Source organism: Enterobacter sp. ZOR0014 (assembly GCF_000798855.1).
Classification (GTDB): domain Bacteria; phylum Pseudomonadota; class Gammaproteobacteria; order Enterobacterales; family Enterobacteriaceae; genus Enterobacter; species Enterobacter kobei.
This window is the reverse complement of record NZ_JTLF01000162.1, coordinates 14,083-29,999: the sequence shown is the minus strand read 5'-3', so window position 1 is coordinate 29,999 and position 15,917 is coordinate 14,083. Positions and strand designations below refer to the sequence as shown.

Genomic DNA, 15,917 nt, shown 5'->3' with positions numbered 1-15,917 from the left:
GCTTTCACATCGGGCTAATCCAGATAATCAATGAATATCGTTTTAGTTACCTAAATAACATTCATGTGAATTATGGATAAATAATCTTAAAGGCATATAACGACGCAAAGACTACCTGAACTGGCGACTCATTAAAAATTTTTATTTGTTATGGTATAACCTTAATTATTCACCAAACAAATGATCATTACCGTGGTTTAATTCAGTTTAGATTTAACTCAATTCGTAACAATTATATTTTATTACTCTTCTGCGGAGTGTTTTAGCATGAGACCACTTTCTTATTTGGAAAGTTCAACAGGTAATTAAATAAAAACAACCGCAAAGGAATACCAAAATGCAAAGAAAAGTACTGGCTCTGATGATTCCGGCTCTGTTAATGGCTGGCGCAGCACATGCGGCAGAAATTTATAATAAAGATGGCAACAAATTAGACCTGTACGGAAAAGTAGACGGCCTGCACTACTTCTCTGATGACGCCTCTAAAGATGGCGACCAAACCTACATGCGTCTGGGTTTCAAGGGTGAGACGCAGATCAACGACATGATGACCGGCTACGCCCAGTGGGAGTACAACATTCAGGCTAATAACACTGAAGGGTCTGATAACCAGTCCTGGACGCGTCTGGCCTTCGCCGGTGTAAAAGTGGGTGACTACGGCTCGTTCGATTATGGCCGTAACTATGGCGTGCTGTACGACGTGGAAGGCTGGACAGATATGCTCCCTGAATTCGGCGGCGACTCTTACACCAATGCGGATAATTTTATGACTGGCCGTGCGAACGGCGTCGCAACCTATCGTAACACCGACTTCTACGGTCTGGTGCCGGGTCTGAACTTTGCGCTGCAGTATCAGGGCAAAAATGAAGATGCCAGCAACAACCAGGAAGGCACCAATAATGGCCGCGACACGCGTCATGAGAACGGTGACGGCTTCGGTATTTCGACCACCTACGACCTTGGCATGGGCATCAGCGCCGGTGCTGCGTACACCTCTTCTGACCGTACCAACGACCAGGTGACGAATACCACTGCGGGCGGTGATAAAGCAGATGCCTGGACGGCAGGCCTGAAATATGACGCCAATAATATCTATCTGGCGGCGATGTATTCTGAAACCCGCAACATGACCCCGTATGGTGATAATACCGACGCCGTGGCGAACAAAACCCAGAACTTTGAAGTGACCGCGCAGTACCAGTTCGATTTCGGTCTGCGTCCGGCCATTTCTTATTTGCAGTCTAAAGGTAAAGACCTGGCCAACGGTCAGGGCGATCAGGACCTGGTTAAATATGCGGATGTAGGCGCTACCTACTATTTCAACAAGAACATGTCCACCTACGTTGATTACAAAATCAACCTGCTGGATGAAGATGATAACTTCTACAAAGACAACGGCATCAGCACCGATGATGTCGTCGCGTTAGGTCTGGTTTACCAGTTCTGATGATCAGAGCCCGCGAAATGCGGGCTTTTTTTTGAATGCCATCACAAATGGTAGCTTCAGAAAGGTTTTGGTTGAGGCTAAGTTGAGAGAAAGCAGGTTAGACTGCGCAGATAGCCCTTTCTTCATTAAGGACAACTGCGTTGTTTGTTCGTCTATCCTTAACCGTACTGACTCTTTTAGCCTGTTTGTGGATGGCGTTGATTTTTGATTTCCGCGATATTGTCGGACATCTCGGTGCGTTGTTGACCCGACTGGAAGGCGGTTAATCCTGCCCATGCAGTAATTAGCTTTTATGGGTCTCTCTTTTGCGAAACGAGAGATAACCAAACACCCCACTTTCGCCGTCCTTCGGATGGTTTACACCGTCCATTACCGTCACTTCGGGGAAATCAAACGGCGAGACATTTTCTATACAGGACACATTCACGCCGTATTCATTAGGGTTAGAGCGACGCTGATGGAACGTATATATTCCGCAGACTGAGCAAAAGAAATGCCGCGCCGTCCCGGTGTGAAAACGGTACTCCGTCAGCTTGTCCTCGCCTTTGGTTACGGTAATTCCCGATAACGGAGCAGAAACCGCGACTGCGCCCCGCATACGACAAAAAGAGCAGCTGCAGCGCCGCGCGGTGTTAAAGCCATCAGTGAGTTCAACCGTAAAGGCTACCGCGCCACAATGGCACTGCGCATGACGTACTTCAGCCATCGTTATACCCCTTTTCTCACCAGCTGGGCGGCTTTAACGAAAACCTCATCTTCGACACCATCGCCTTTCTGCCTGCCCAGCCTGACCAGTTCATCCACTATGCTGTCGCGATCGATCGGTCTCTGTGCGGAAACCAGTCCAATAACAGCGGCGCCGATCGCCAGCCCCACTAATCCTGTTTGTTCGTCTTTGTTCTTCATCTTCATGCTCCTGATACAACAAACAAGCGTAGCAGGATTTTAAAAACGCGGCGTCAGACCGTATTTGGGCGTTTTGATATTTGCCGCCCAAATCTTGATATCATTTTGCAGGAGTAGCGTGAAATCGGATTTTAGATAGGTCACCAGGCTATTGACGCTGTTCGCATCCACCACGGAGAAATGGTCTATTCTGTTCTGTCCAACCTGAACACAGCGATATTTTGCGGCCAGCACTTTGCCATTCACATTAAGCTGCTGGTTATTATCATCGCAACGGCCTTCAGTGATGTACGACACCACCAGATTTGCGGATTTACGCTCAGGCTGGAATATACTCACCATGACAGGAAAACCGTCCGAGGTCTGCGTCATGTCATAGAGAACGGCATTTTTTATATACCAGGTATTATATTCCCGCTCCTGAAACGCTGACCAGCCAGGCGCAGAGAAAAACACCAGTGCTGCCAGTGCAATAGATTTTCTATTCATGGGATGCTGTCGTCCGTGTTGTTGCACGTATTATTCAGATTGTGCAAAAAACAGCAACCCACCAGGAATTGGCCTACTACTTTTGGCAGTAGGCCCGTTTCACGTTATTCAGATGCGTTCTCACCCGTCGCCGTCAGCCCGACACGCTGACCATATGAGAGCTCTAAGGTATTTCCGTCAGGATCGGCAAAGAATACGTAATACCCGACGGGATCACCCAGATCCTCCGGTGCTTTACGTAATACCCCTTCCTCAGTGGCCATCGCCGTTTTTCTGTCAATTTCTTCACGCGTAGCGCAGGCAATCCCAAGGTGGCCGAAATTCCCCAGCGGCGTATCGGTCACGTTGTCTGCCTGCACCAGAACCAGCGCAAAAGGACGGGTGTGGTCAGTCAACCATGCCACTTTTCGGGCATCAGGAAGACCGGGTTCACGCGAATGCATAACGTCCATCCCGGCGTATCGGCGATAGAACGTGATGCTTTTTTCCAGGTCCCTGACCATAAACGCAACATGCGTGAAGCCTACATCGATGTCTTTCATTTTAAGTTGTTACTCCTGTATCAACATGTCGAAGACATCTTAAAAGCTCAAGTTAACTTGAGGTCAACGGGAATGTGTGCGGTCCTGACAACGCTCAATAAGGGGTAAAAGGAGAGAAATAATACAGCGCCATCATGGCTGAGAGACTCACCACAACACTGATCCAAAACCAGGTTTTGAACGGCTGCTTTTGCGTTTTATGGCGAAAGAGTTGTTGACCCAAAATCGCGCCAGGCCACCCTCCCACAACACCGTACAGGAGTAACGTAGTTTCCGGCACCCTGCGCATCCCTTTCCGTGCTGCCGTTTTATCGGCGCCATAAATGGCCATCGTCAGCACATTGATCAGCAGGAACCACACGGCAAAGGAAGACGAGGAGAAAAAGCTGCCGATCGCAGCGACAAGCAGGAGCAAAAAACAAAAACGATTGAGCGTCATAGGAACGGCCACTGGACTGTCAGGCGGATTGAGAAAGGCATTATACGCCAGCGACAGACAACCGCGAAAAAACGTCCCTGCGAGAAAAAGGACTCGCAGGGAAAGCGTTTACGGCGTGACGATATTAAACCAGAAATCAAATTTATCCATATACCCGAGCATCGCGTCGAGTTTCGCACCATCACCTGAAATCTTCACATCGCCGTTCTCCTCAGCCTGCTTGAGGGTGACCTCTTGCAGAATGATTTTGTTCAGCGTATCTCGATTAAGGGTCACAGTGGCATCGGCGTCTTTCGCCTCGGCGTTAGCCGTGTGGTTGAGTACCCCATTTTCAAGCTCAAGCTTATATTTACCGCCGTCGCTACCCAGATCGATATTAAACACCGATTTGGCATCAACGGCTTTCTGGCCGTTGATATGTACAGCCAGGTAATCGAAGAACATCTCTGGCGTCATAGCACGCACGGTATCCGGGCTGGCGGTATTTGGCGTTGGTCCCTTCACTACGCCGTTACGCAGCTCCTGCGCGCCTGTCAGGTAGAAGTTACGCCATGGCCCCGATTCAGCCTGGTAACCGAGCTGCTCCAGCGCATCCGCTTCAAGGTTACGCGCGGCCTGGTTATTCGGGTCAGCAAAAACGACTTTACTCACGACCTGTGCAACCCAACGGTAGTTCCCCTGGTCAAAGTCGGTTTTCGCTTTACTTAAAATGGCATCCGCACCGCCCATATACTCGACGAATTTCTTCGCGCCTTCTTCAGGCGGCAGTTCATCCAGGGTCGCCGGATTGCCATCGAACCAGCCAAGATAAAGTACATAGGTGGCTTTCACATCATGACTGACCGAGCCGTAGTAACCGCGGTTAGCCCACGTGTGTGCCAGTGAATCCGGCAGCTTGAAGTTTGCGGCTATTTCATCCCGCGTCAGCCCCTCGTTGGCCATGCGAAGTGTCTGGTCGTTGATGTAACGATAGAGGTCACGTTGACTTTTCAGCAGTTTGACCACGTTTTCGTTGCCCCAGGTCGGCCAGTGGTGCTGTGCCATAATAATTTCAGCTTTATCACCCCAGCGCACAATTGCCTGGTTGATGTATTTCGACCACGGCAACGGTTCACGTATTTTCGCGCCGCGGAGCGAATAGGTGTTGTGCAAGGTATGAGTGACATCCTCAGCTGACTCGATGAGTTTCTTCTCTTCGATATACCAGAGCATTTCCGAGGGCGCTTCAGAACCGGGCGCGAGCATAAAGTCATAGGTCAGCCCATCGATGACCTCTTTCTGACCATCTTTCTCAATGATATTCGTCGGCGCAATCAGCGTGACCGTGCCCGCAGAAGTCGTAGTCCCAAGCCCTGCCCCTACCTGTCCTTTGGCGTCTGGCTTCAGCAGGTTGCCGTACATGTAGCTGGCACGGCGGCTCATGACATTACCCGCCATGATGTTTTCCGCAACGGCGGCTTCCATAAACCCTGACGGTGCATAGATTTTGACCTTGCCGGCTTTCACATCCGCTTCATCAACCACCCCTCGCACGCCGCCGTAGTGGTCAACATGGCTGTGGGTATAAATGACGGCAACGACCGGTTTCTTGCCGCGATTTTTAAAGTAAAGATCCATACCGACTTTTGCTGTTTCTGCCGAAACCAGCGGATCGACCACGGTAATACCTTCTTTACCTTCAATAATGGTCATATTCGACAGGTCAAGATTTCGAATCTGATAAACACCGTCAGTGACTTCAAACAGACCGCTAATATTGATCAGCTGAGATTGACGCCATAAACTCGGGTTAACCGTATCAGGAGCTTTATCACCCTCTTTAATAAAAGAATATTGTTGCGGATCCCAGATGGTATTTCCTTGCTCCCCCTTGATAATCTCCTGAGGAAGTGGAGCAATGAATCCTTTATGGGCATTAGTGAAATCGGTGTTGTCAGAGAAAGGAAGTTGATTATACAAGGCATTGTTAGCTTGTTGCGTCGGTGCCGTAGCATCTTTCGGTGCCTCAACAGCTCTGAGAGGAAGGCTGATTGAGCCGAGAATGCCCGCTAAAGCAAGGCTTCTTACTATCATGTTGAATTTCATCAAAACCTCTCGATGTTCTGCTAAATCACAGGTAGGGATGTATTAATAAGAGCTTAATGAAAGGAAACATGAATAAATATAATGGGTGTTTGATAATCAGCAAGCCGAGTGCTGGAAATTAACGCACTGTATTTACTCTGAAATGAACCAGGTAAAACTGCCAATACCGTAAATTACTCGCAAAGGACTGTTAATAATTTATAACAACTCGAAAAAAATGAGCGGAAGCCTGAATATCCACATTTCATATATGGTTTTAATCATCAGGCTCCACCCTCACCCTCAAATTCAATCTTTTGGCTTCCACATAATCACTGAATCTGGCTTCAAGTCGTTTTGTAGGTCTCTGTTGACAGTGCCTACGCCAGCATCCCCTTGCTGCTTGTCAGGTTAATTCTGACAACGCATTCCCTAAGCATATTGAATTCGTCGCAGTAATCCGTACCATACGCGGCATGCCTGTGCCTGCTGGCTTTTATCTGCCAGCGCTAACCCGTCTTTCATTGTCAGTCAGAGGGGCTTGAAAACGCGCAAAGGGTTTACGAAATTTACGGGGCAGGATAGTGGAAATGAGCCAGAATCAGATCGTCATGCCGAATACACGACTGCCGGTTTGGAATGAGGTTTGCCCCTATGGTGCCCCTGACGCCTCCCGAGACAAATAAAAATGCAAGAAATTCAATCGAATACCAAGAAAGAGCAATACAACCTGAACAAACTGCAAAAGCGTCTGCGCCGTAACGTGGGCGAAGCCATTGCAGACTTCAACATGATTGAAGAAGGCGACCGCATCATGGTTTGCCTGTCAGGCGGTAAAGACAGCTACACCATGCTGGAGATCCTGCGCAATCTTCAGCAAAGCGCGCCGGTTAATTTTTCGCTGGTAGCGGTCAACCTTGACCAGAAACAGCCGGGCTTTCCGGAACACATTCTGCCGGAATACCTGGAAAACCTGGGCGTTGAGTACAAGATCGTCGAAGAAAATACCTACGGCATTGTGAAAGAGAAGATCCCGGAAGGGAAAACGACCTGCTCGCTTTGCTCCCGTCTGCGCCGTGGCATTCTCTATCGTACCGCGACGGAACTGGGTGCGACCAAAATTGCGCTGGGCCATCACCGCGATGATATCCTGCAGACGCTGTTCCTGAATATGTTCTACGGCGGCAAGATGAAAGGCATGCCGCCTAAACTGATGAGCGATGACGGCAAGCACATTGTGATCCGCCCTCTTGCCTACTGCCGCGAAAAAGACATTGAGCGTTTTTCACAGGCGAAAGGGTTCCCGATCATTCCATGTAACCTGTGCGGCTCTCAGCCAAACCTGCAGCGTCAGGTGATTGGCGACATGCTGCGCGACTGGGACAAACGTTACCCGGGTCGCATCGAAACCATGTTCAGTGCGATGCAAAACGTGGTCCCTTCACACCTGGCGGACGTTGAGCTGTTTGACTTCAAAGGTATTAACCACGAATCAGAAGTGGTGAATGGCGGTGACCTGGCATTTGACCGGGAAGAGATCCCCATGCAGCCTGCGGGCTGGCAGCCGGAAGACGATGATAACCAACTGGACGAACTGCGTCTGAACGTGCTGGAAGTGAAGTAATCGGTTAGCGTCTCAGAAAGATCTTCTGAGACGCTTTATGCCTTATTTCAGTAGACGTACGCGGCAGGTTTTACCTTTAATCTTGCCATTTTGCAGCTGCTTCCATGCCTTATGGGCAACTGCCTGACGCACGGCCACATAAACATGCGCCGGATGAACCGCAATCTTACCGATATCCGCCCCTTCCAGACCGATATCGCCAGTTAATGCCCCTAACACATCACCCGGACGCATCTTGGCTTTTTTGCCGCCATCAATACACAGCGTCGCCATTTCGGCCTCCAGCGGCACGAGTTTAACGCTGCCCGGTGCATTCACCCAGTTCAGCGTGATCTGCAGCATTTCAGCGAGAATATTGGCGCGCTGCGCCTCTTCCGGCGCACAGAAGCTGATGGCAAGACCGCTGTTTCCTGCACGTGCGGTACGGCCAATACGGTGGACGTGGACTTCGGGATCCCATGCCAGCTCAAAGTTCACTACCAGCTCAAGGGATTTGATATCCAGACCGCGCGCCGCCACGTCGGTCGCCACCAGAACACGGGCGCTACCGTTGGCGAAACGCACCAGGGTCTGATCGCGATCGCGCTGTTCCAGATCGCCATGCAAAGATAAGGCGCTCTGCCCCGCCGCATTCAGCGCATCACACACCGCCTGACAGTCTTTTTTAGTATTACAAAACACCACGCACGACGCAGGCTGATGCTGGCTCAGCAATTTCTGCAGGAGCGGGATTTTTCCCTGCTGTGAGGTTTCAAAGAACTGCTGTTCGATGGCCGGGAGCGCGTCGACGCTGTCTATCTCGATAGTGAGCGGATTTTTCTGCACGCGACCGCTGATTGCGGCGATGGCTTCAGGCCAGGTCGCAGAGAATAGCAACGTCTGGCGATCGTCCGGCGCGAAGCGGATCACTTCATCAATGGCATCACTGAAGCCCATATCCAGCATTCTGTCCGCCTCATCCATCACCAGCGTGCTTAATGCATCCAGCGAAACGGTGCCTTTTTGCAGGTGATCAAGTAGGCGGCCAGGCGTCGCGACAATAATGTGTGGCGCATGCTGGAGCGAATCACGCTGTGCGCCGAACGGCTGTCCACCACAGAGCGTCAGGATCTTGGTATTGGGCATAAAGCGCGCCAGGCGACGCAGTTCACCCGCGACCTGGTCTGCCAGCTCGCGGGTCGGGCACAATATCAGCGACTGAGTCTGGAACAGCGACGCGTCAATATGCTGCAGCAGACCAAGACCGAATGCGGCCGTTTTCCCACTGCCTGTTTTCGCCTGCACGCGTACGTCGCGGCCCTCAAGGATAGCGGGCAGCGCGGCCGCCTGAACAGGCGTCATCGTGAGATATCCCAACTCGTTGAGGTTGTCGAGTTGGGCGGCAGGCAGAACATTCAGGGTAGAAAAAGCGGTCACAGTAGTCTCTCGTGGTGATCTTTACGGTCAGATGGCGCGTATCCTCGCAGATCTCAGGGTTCGATGCGACAATTTAATCGGTTCTTCATCCGGCGGCGGATCGGGCATCGGCTGCGGACGCGGTATGGGATCGGGCATCGGCACGGGATCGGTGGGAACAGGGTCGGACTGACGCGATTGTTGCACGAGCAGAGCGAGTAAAATGCTCATCTTTCCCTCCAGGCTTGGTTGTCGTCCCTTTTAGGGTAGACGCTGAGAAACAGGAGGCAAAAAAAAGCCGACTATTAAAGTCGGCGTCGTACGAATCAATTGTGCTATGCAGTAATTCAAAAAAAGGAAGTAAGACAATATGGAGCGCAACGCCCATCGCTTGACGTTGCATTCACCTGCGGGAGTAATATTGCACCTTGCCGGGCTGATGTTTATTGACTTCGCTCAATTAAAAGAGCGTTTTAATCTCTGCAAAAGGGCAAAAAAACGTAAATTTACAGCCATTTACTACGATGCAACCACCATGCAACACCACCAATCAAAACAACTAACATGACGCAAAACGCGGTGAAGCCGTAATGGTAAGCACCACCGGGGATCCCCCCCAGATTGACGCCAAACAGCCCTGTCAGGAAGGTACTGGGTAAGAAGACCATCGCCATCAGAGACATCGTATAGGTTCTTCTCGCCAGCGACTCCTGCATCACCTGAGCAATTTCATCCGCCATCACCGCCGTTCGCGCGATACAGGAGTCGATCTCATCAAGTCCCCTGCCGAGTCTGTCCGCTATGTCCTGCATTCTGCGGCGCTGATCGTCATTCATCCAGTTGAGTCTTTCGCTGGCCAGACGGGCATACACATCCCGCTGTGGTGTCATATAGCGACGCATCACGATCAATTGCTTACGCAATAACGCCAGAAAGCCGCGCGGCGGGATCTGTTGATCGAGCAGGTTATCTTCCAGGTCGATGATTTTATCGTGCAGCTCTTCAATAAACTCGCTCGCATGATCGGTCAGGGCGTCACAGACGTCCACCAGCCAGCTACCGCAGTCGACCGGTCCGGTTCCCTCTTTGAGATCGTTCACAATGTCGTCCAGCGCCAGGACCTTCCGCTGGCGGGTGGACACAATCAGCCCGTCGTCCATATAGACGCGCATCGCCACCAGTTGATCGGGACGTTCATCCGTACTGCCGTTTATGCAGCGCAGGGTGATAAGCGTTCCGTCACCCATTCTGCTCACACGTGGGCGCAGGCTTTCTCCTGCCAGGGCGTCGCGCACGTTGTTGGGCAACAACGGGGTCGTGGCCAGCCAGTCAGCACTTTCCGGATGGGTATAGTTGAGATGTAGCCAGCAGGGATGCTCTTTATCTATGACATCATTATCTTCCAGCGGCCTGGCACCGCCGCGACCGTCCAGCACCCACGCAAAAACTGCGTCAGGAACGTTAAGTTCTGATCCTTTAATGCTCTCCACTGCGCCTCCCCCCTGTTTAGCTCTTTCGATGTCAGTCTAGCTTCCGTCGGGGGTTAAGCAACAACTATGTCTCGCATGGCGCTGAAATCGTTCAGGAATTGTACATACTGTGTTTCAGGAGAAGAAAAGCCTGGCATGCCAGGCTTTGAAGTGCTGTCAGAGCGAGTGCTCGGGCCGCTGGAGGAAAGGTGCAGGGCCGGTCAACGATGACGGCGAGTGTCCCTGCTCAAGCCTGAAATTGCGTGTCCGCGTTTGCAGTTCAATCACCTGATTACGCAGGACATCAGAGGAACCATTGAGTTCCTCCGCCATCGCGACGTTACTTTGCGTGACCCGCTCCAGTTCAGACAGCGCCAGGGTGATCTGGTAAATGCCTTTCTCCTGCTCAGCGGTCGAGGTAGAAATCTCATCCATCAACCGGCTGACATTGCCGGAACCGGTCACGATTTCATGCATATTCTTTTCCGCTTCCGACACGACGCTGGCACCCTGGGTAACATTACTGCTGGTGACGTCAATCAGCGTCTTGATGTTTTTCGCGGCCTCCGCACTGCGGTGTGCCAGGTTTCTCACCTCTTCCGCGACGACGGAGAACCCTTTGCCGTGATCGCCCGCCCGCGCCGCCTCAACCGCCGCGTTAAGCGCCAGGATATTTGTCTGGAATGCAATCCCGTCGATTAGGGAGATAATTTCCGTCATCTGCTGCGCGCACTCGGTTATGGATTGCATATTGCTGGCAACCTGCTCCATCAGCTCTCCTCCCTTACGCGCCTGCAATGTCGCGACGTTTGCCTGCTCGCTCGCCAGACGGGTGTTATCGGCATTGTTTCGGGTGCTTGCCGCCATCTGCTCCATACTGGCAGCGGTTTGCACCAGAGAGGCAGACTGCTGCTCGGTTTTCACCGAGAGCTGAGCGCTACGGGCAGAGAGTTGATCCGACAAGGTCATGGCGTTTTGAGATGACGCCCTGATCTCACGCACCAGCGTCGCAATGTTGCTGGAAAGACTATTAATTCCGGGGATTAATCGTCCCGCGCAGTTATTGCCAAACTCAGGGATTGAGACACCAAGATTACCTGCGGTCACTTCTTCAATACTTTTTTTCACAGTATTGATCGGCGTCACAAGAAACTTCGTCATATAACTCCAGAGCAAAAACAGCGCAACGAAATTAACCAGATTAATCGAAATGAAGAGAGAGAAATTGCTGGAAAATAGAGCAACGATACCTGCATTTACCAAAAAAAGGCATAACAGGAACCAGGCAATGAAGGTCCTGACACTAATATTTCTTAGCATGATTTTACCCACAACTTATATTTTGGTCGGCATTAAGACTTATAGCATTCACCTTTGCGTTTGTCCTCACCTAACGCGCTGGTTTCTCGTTTCGCCGTTACGCACCCGATATTTAGCTTAAGTCAGGTAAAAAAAGCGTATTAGTAAAAATGTGCTGCGCCGAATGCTGTGATACTGGTTCACAACCACGTTAAGCGATACCATCACCTGCGACGAGACGATTCGTTCGTCCACGTATTTAAGGCGCTTTGCTAGTGATAGTGGTCTATGTTTAGCAATGCTTAATAAGTTAAAAACGAGAATATATTTTATATTCCCGGTGAGTATAGAGTTGTTATATGACTGGTCATTTTTCACGATAAATAACTAATATGGTTTGAATGCGCATTTTCGTTGCCCGATAAAAATGTGCCGGCAGGCGAAATCGGTAACCCTCTCAGGCGTGGGATTGCATAATGCTCAATATATCGTGGGACCCTGTGTTGATTGCTGTCTCTTATCTGGTGGCGTTTATCGCCTCCTTTGTAGCTCTGGACAGCGCCGGGAAAATTCCCCTTTCCAGCCGAAAAGCGGCTTTGTTCTGGCGGATTGCCGGAGGCGTAACGCTGGGCATCGGGATCTGGTCAATGCATTTCATCGGCATGCTGTCGATGCAAATGCCCATGATGATGAGCTACGACCTCTGGATAACCCTGGCCTCACTTGGTGCGGCGGTTATAGCCTCCACAACGGCCATTAATATTGCCGTTACGGGCAAACACCTCTCCCTGTTTAGACTGACAGTCGCCACGATCATTCTCAGCGCTGGCGTGGTCTCGATGCACTATATCGGTATGGCCGCATTGATGCTGGAGGGAAGCATCCTATGGGATCAGCGGATTGTCGGTTTGTCCGTGGTAATTGCGGTTGTCGCCTCCGGTGTGGCGTTGTGGCTGGCTTTTCGTCTCCGGGATAAGCACAAAGGGGTCTTTGTAAATCGCATTCTCGCGGCCTTAGTCATGGGTGCCGCCATCTGCGCAATGCATTATACGGGCATGAGTGCCGCGCATTTCCATGAGATGGCACGCACGCTTCCCGGCGGGATCGGCGAGCTGGGATTATCCATATGGGTTTCCGTCACCACGCTCTCACTTCTCGGCGTGATGTTAATTATTTCGCTAATCGATTCGCACTGGCGCACCACCCGGCTGACGGACAATTTGCGACAACTCAATCGCCAGCTTGAGCTTCAGGCTCGCTTCGATGCCCTCACCGGGCTCGCAAACCATCATCAGATGGATATCCGAATGCAGGACTGTCTTCGCAGCGCCTTGCTGAGCAAGAGACAGTTTGCCGTGATCTTCCTGAATGTCGATCACTTCAAACGCGTGAATGATACCTGGGGCCACAGCGTGGGTGATGAGTTATTAATCACTATTGCCCAGCGCATTACGTCCCGGCTTACCCGTGAGATGACGCTGGCCAGACTGGGCGGGGATGCTTTTATCCTGCTGGTTCCCGAATGTGATGATGAAAAGCTTAATACCCTGCTCACCACCCTCCTCGCGGATATGCGCCGCCCGCTTTCACTCTGCGGTCACACGCTAAACACCACCATCAGCGCGGGGATCAGCCTCTATCCGAAAGATGGCGAAACGCTACATGAACTGAAGTTTAAGGCTGATGCAGCCTTACAACATATTAAAGAGGATGGACGTAACGGCTGGGCAATTTACCGTCCGGAGATGTCAACAACAGTGCCGGCGCAACCGGGTTTTCTGCAGGCGCTTTCTCAGGCCCTGGAACGCGATCAGTTTGAGCTCTGGTATCAGCCAACCTGGCACGCGGAAGATAAGACGATCCACGGTTTTGAAGCTCTTCTCCGCTGGCGTCATCCGGAGCAAGGCGTTTTGCTGCCGGGACTGTTTTTACCCACGCTGGAACAAACGGGTTTGATTATTCCGGTTGGCAACTGGGCGATTGAGGCCGCGTGTCGGCAGCTTCATTTCTGGACGGAACAGGGTTTCAGTCAGTGGACATTGTCGCTCAATTTATCCCCCGTTCAGTTCGAACAGCCGGATATCTTTCACATCGTCTCGTCGATGCTGGAAAAATATAATCTGTCTCCCTCCCGGCTGATTCTGGAGGTAACAGAGAGTACCGCGCTTAAAAATCTCGACCGCAGTATCGAGCTCCTGAACGCCTTTAACCATGCGGGTGTCACCGTCTCTATTGATGATTTTGGTACTGGCTATTCTAACCTGCTGATGTTAAGCGTTCTCCCGGCAAAAGAGCTAAAAATTGATAAGAGTTTTGTCACCTCTATGCTGGAAAACGAGAAAAGCCGTAAGCTGGTGGAAACCATTATTAATATCGCCCGGACCATGGAGATGAATGTCGTTGCTGAGGGCATTGAAACGGACGAACAGCAGGCGATACTGACCAGCCTTGGCTGTGACTATCTGCAGGGGTTCCTTTTCTCCCGCCCATTGCCTGCGGAACAGGTTCCGTGGCTGCTGCTACAGAAAAACTCAGATAAACAAATTATACCCATGAGTAAAATTCATACGGATCCCGCATTTATTTCACAAAAAAATCATGCCTGACAGGATTGAATAGCGTATGTTTCAGAAGAGTGGACGCGAGTTAATCTGACGTGATTGTCAGGCATAACATGCCGATGAACAGGAAATGCCTATGTCGCAAAATGGTTTTGATGCGCTGAATGCAATTAAAACGCCCGTGTGGCTCATATCTCCTGTTTCAGAACAGATCATTTTTGCCAATGTGGCCGCAACACAGCTGATGGGTAATAAAACACTGGATGGCTTGCGTAAAGGCACCTGTTCCGCAAGTGCGCAAAGCGTGTTGTCGATGTATGTTCCTGAACTGAAAAACGATCACGATATTGTCGAGATCTGGACGATTAGCCGTGCCGGGCAAGATACACCGTTAAGCTGCCGCCTCTCTCTCTCCCACTTCACGCCTTATGGCGATGTTATCGTTTTTGAAGGGATTTCTTCTCAGGCCCCATCAGGCCTGAAAGCCAGCCGTTCCACAACCTATCAGCGTAAAAAACAGGGTTTCTACGCCCGTTTTTTCCTGACCAACAGTGCGCCAATGCTGTTAATCGACCCTGCCCGCGACGGGCAAATTGTCGATGCAAACCTGGCCGCGCTCAGCTTTTATGGCTATTCGCATGATGAAATGTGCAATAAACACACCTGGGAGATAAATACCCTGGGGAGAGGTGTCATGCCCATTATGACGGAGATTGCCGCACTGCCCGGCGGACATAAGCCGTTTAATTTTGTTCACCGTCTTGCCGATGGCACCACCCGCCATGTCCAGACCTACGCGGGGCCCATTGAGATTTACGGTGACAAACTGATGTTGTGCATCATCCATGATATCACCGAACAAAAAAGGCTCGAGCTGGAGCTGGAAAATGCTGCGTTACGTGACTCAATGACAGGCTTACTTAACCGACGCCAGTTCTACAATATTATCGATCAAACCAACCTGAGCCACCTTTCCGCGCAACAGCAATTTAGCCTGCTGCTGGTGGATACCGATCATTTTAAAAACATCAACGACCTCTTCGGCCATCTGAAAGGTGATGAGGTGCTTATCGCCCTTTCCCGCACGCTGGAAGCCTGCAGCAGGCAAGATGACCTCGTGTTTCGCTGGGGAGGGGAAGAGTTTGTCATCCTCCTGCCGCGCACCTCTCTCGACACTGCCATGAAGATTGCCGAATCCGTCCGCGCGGCGGTAACCCGTATCACCATACCCGGATTACCCCGTTTTACCGTCAGCATTGGTGTGGCAAGGCATGAACCGGAAGAGAGTATTGATGAGCTGTTTAAACGCGTAGACGACGCGCTCTATCGCGCCAAAAACGATGGACGTAATAAAGTCCTTGCGGCATGAGACTGGAGTATACGGGAAAGCGTCGTTACAATGCCCCACTTATGTAAATCACTGACAGGTGGGTAGTCGCTACAATGGGAAAGACTGAAATAATACTCACCTTAATCATTTTCATCCTTATTATATTTGGCTTGTGGTTTATTTTTAGCGGTGAGATCTGGTATTTCGTTGAATATCTGGAAAATACCCTGTACCCGACCTTCGATGCGCTGTAGTGCAATAATTCATTTGCTTATATCGCCCGTGCTCTGACGGGCTTTTTTATTTCCGGCAATTGAGCCATACCAGGCTATATCTTAATCATCTCTATAAA

The 15,917-nt window shown here is 50.8% G+C and carries 16 protein-coding genes and 1 pseudogene; 7 read left to right on the top strand and 10 right to left on the bottom strand.

The window, feature by feature from the left end:
• The first annotated feature begins 337 nt into the window (after positions 1-337).
• Together ompC and L977_RS25145 are read left to right on the top strand one after the other, a co-directional pair.
• Positions 338-1,447, top strand: a complete 1,110-nt coding sequence (gene ompC / locus L977_RS08340; RefSeq protein WP_014883973.1) for a porin OmpC — start codon at positions 338-340, stop codon at positions 1,445-1,447.
• A 140-nt stretch (positions 1,448-1,587) separates the two neighbouring features.
• Positions 1,588-1,713 (top strand): hypothetical protein, encoded by a 126-nt coding sequence (locus tag L977_RS25145; protein ID WP_269430394.1) that lies wholly within the window; start codon positions 1,588-1,590, stop codon positions 1,711-1,713.
• Between the two features lie 17 nt (positions 1,714-1,730).
• On the opposite strand, the gene L977_RS08335 is transcribed toward L977_RS25145, so the two are convergent.
• The 6 genes from L977_RS08335 to L977_RS08310 all read right to left on the bottom strand — a co-directional run bounded on the left by L977_RS08335 (position 1,731) and on the right by L977_RS08310 (position 5,908).
• Positions 1,731-2,153: a GFA family protein gene (locus L977_RS08335; RefSeq protein WP_045135218.1), complete on the bottom strand. Its 423-nt coding sequence runs from the start codon at positions 2,151-2,153 to the stop codon at positions 1,731-1,733.
• A gap of 2 nt (positions 2,154-2,155) precedes the next feature.
• On the bottom strand, positions 2,156-2,353 hold the full coding sequence (locus L977_RS08330) for a hypothetical protein (RefSeq protein WP_014883975.1): 198 nt from the start codon (positions 2,351-2,353) through the stop codon (positions 2,156-2,158).
• A gap of 39 nt (positions 2,354-2,392) precedes the next feature.
• Positions 2,393-2,842: a hypothetical protein gene (locus L977_RS08325; RefSeq protein WP_014883976.1), complete on the bottom strand. Its 450-nt coding sequence runs from the start codon at positions 2,840-2,842 to the stop codon at positions 2,393-2,395.
• A 104-nt stretch (positions 2,843-2,946) separates the two neighbouring features.
• Complete coding sequence (locus L977_RS08320; RefSeq protein WP_014883977.1) at positions 2,947-3,384, bottom strand: VOC family protein; 438 nt, start codon at positions 3,382-3,384, stop codon at positions 2,947-2,949.
• 94 nt (positions 3,385-3,478) lie between these two features.
• The gene (locus L977_RS08315; protein WP_047027052.1) at positions 3,479-3,823 is read right to left on the bottom strand and encodes a DUF1294 domain-containing protein; all 345 of its coding nucleotides are present in this window, start codon (positions 3,821-3,823) and stop codon (positions 3,479-3,481) included.
• 108 nt (positions 3,824-3,931) lie between these two features.
• The gene (locus tag L977_RS08310) at positions 3,932-5,908 is read right to left on the bottom strand and encodes an alkyl/aryl-sulfatase (protein WP_047625572.1); all 1,977 of its coding nucleotides are present in this window, start codon (positions 5,906-5,908) and stop codon (positions 3,932-3,934) included.
• A gap of 424 nt (positions 5,909-6,332) precedes the next feature.
• On the opposite strand from L977_RS08310, the pseudogene L977_RS24930 reads away from it, so the two are divergent.
• Positions 6,333-6,573: pseudogene (locus L977_RS24930) on the top strand (site-specific integrase); the annotation flags it as partial.
• A 2-nt stretch (positions 6,574-6,575) separates the two neighbouring features.
• Positions 6,576-7,511: a tRNA 2-thiocytidine(32) synthetase TtcA gene (gene ttcA, locus L977_RS08305; RefSeq protein ID WP_047625571.1), complete on the top strand. Its 936-nt coding sequence runs from the start codon at positions 6,576-6,578 to the stop codon at positions 7,509-7,511.
• Positions 7,512-7,553: 42 nt separating this feature from the next.
• Here the strand turns inward: ttcA and dbpA are convergent, their stop codons facing one another.
• From dbpA to L977_RS08290, 4 genes are all read right to left on the bottom strand, one after another.
• Positions 7,554-8,927: an ATP-dependent RNA helicase DbpA gene (gene dbpA, locus L977_RS08300; protein WP_014884033.1), complete on the bottom strand. Its 1,374-nt coding sequence runs from the start codon at positions 8,925-8,927 to the stop codon at positions 7,554-7,556.
• A 27-nt stretch (positions 8,928-8,954) separates the two neighbouring features.
• A complete protein-coding gene (gene ynaL, locus L977_RS23700; protein ID WP_000025608.1) occupies positions 8,955-9,137 on the bottom strand; it encodes a proline-rich small protein YnaL in 183 nt (60 codons plus the stop codon).
• Between the two features lie 275 nt (positions 9,138-9,412).
• Positions 9,413-10,396: a zinc transporter ZntB gene (zntB, locus tag L977_RS08295; RefSeq protein ID WP_014884034.1), complete on the bottom strand. Its 984-nt coding sequence runs from the start codon at positions 10,394-10,396 to the stop codon at positions 9,413-9,415.
• A gap of 156 nt (positions 10,397-10,552) precedes the next feature.
• Positions 10,553-11,695, bottom strand: a complete 1,143-nt coding sequence (locus L977_RS08290) for a methyl-accepting chemotaxis protein (protein WP_023338360.1) — start codon at positions 11,693-11,695, stop codon at positions 10,553-10,555.
• Positions 11,696-12,150: 455 nt separating this feature from the next.
• On the opposite strand from L977_RS08290, the gene L977_RS08285 reads away from it, so the two are divergent.
• From L977_RS08285 to L977_RS24465, 3 genes are all read left to right on the top strand, one after another.
• Entirely contained in the window at positions 12,151-14,280 is a 2,130-nt protein-coding gene (locus L977_RS08285) for a putative bifunctional diguanylate cyclase/phosphodiesterase (protein ID WP_045268216.1), read from the top strand.
• A 91-nt stretch (positions 14,281-14,371) separates the two neighbouring features.
• Complete coding sequence (locus tag L977_RS08280; protein ID WP_023330521.1) at positions 14,372-15,604, top strand: sensor domain-containing diguanylate cyclase; 1,233 nt, start codon at positions 14,372-14,374, stop codon at positions 15,602-15,604.
• A 74-nt stretch (positions 15,605-15,678) separates the two neighbouring features.
• A complete protein-coding gene (locus L977_RS24465) occupies positions 15,679-15,819 on the top strand; it encodes an Ecr family regulatory small membrane protein (RefSeq protein ID WP_014884038.1) in 141 nt (46 codons plus the stop codon).
• The last annotated feature ends 98 nt before the right edge of the window (positions 15,820-15,917 follow it).

Excerpts from the sequence above, each read along its gene's own strand:
- ompC (WP_014883973.1), top strand. The coding sequence starts at position 338 with ATGCAAAGAAAAGTACTGGCTCTGATGATTCCGGCTCTGTTAATGGCT.
- L977_RS08335 (WP_045135218.1), bottom strand. The coding sequence starts at position 2,153 with ATGGCTGAAGTACGTCATGCGCAGTGCCATTGTGGCGCGGTAGCCTTT.
- L977_RS08330 (WP_014883975.1), bottom strand. The coding sequence starts at position 2,353 with ATGAAGAACAAAGACGAACAAACAGGATTAGTGGGGCTGGCGATCGGC.
- L977_RS08325 (WP_014883976.1), bottom strand. The coding sequence starts at position 2,842 with ATGAATAGAAAATCTATTGCACTGGCAGCACTGGTGTTTTTCTCTGCG.
- L977_RS08320 (WP_014883977.1), bottom strand. The coding sequence starts at position 3,384 with ATGAAAGACATCGATGTAGGCTTCACGCATGTTGCGTTTATGGTCAGG.
- L977_RS08315 (WP_047027052.1), bottom strand. The coding sequence starts at position 3,823 with ATGACGCTCAATCGTTTTTGTTTTTTGCTCCTGCTTGTCGCTGCGATC.
- L977_RS08310 (WP_047625572.1), bottom strand. The coding sequence starts at position 5,908 with ATGAAATTCAACATGATAGTAAGAAGCCTTGCTTTAGCGGGCATTCTC.
- ttcA (WP_047625571.1), top strand. The coding sequence starts at position 6,576 with ATGCAAGAAATTCAATCGAATACCAAGAAAGAGCAATACAACCTGAAC.
- ynaL (WP_000025608.1), bottom strand. The coding sequence starts at position 9,137 with ATGAGCATTTTACTCGCTCTGCTCGTGCAACAATCGCGTCAGTCCGAC.
- L977_RS08290 (WP_023338360.1), bottom strand. The coding sequence starts at position 11,695 with ATGCTAAGAAATATTAGTGTCAGGACCTTCATTGCCTGGTTCCTGTTA.
- L977_RS08285 (WP_045268216.1), top strand. The coding sequence starts at position 12,151 with ATGCTCAATATATCGTGGGACCCTGTGTTGATTGCTGTCTCTTATCTG.
- L977_RS08280 (WP_023330521.1), top strand. The coding sequence starts at position 14,372 with ATGTCGCAAAATGGTTTTGATGCGCTGAATGCAATTAAAACGCCCGTG.
- L977_RS24465 (WP_014884038.1), top strand. The coding sequence starts at position 15,679 with ATGGGAAAGACTGAAATAATACTCACCTTAATCATTTTCATCCTTATT.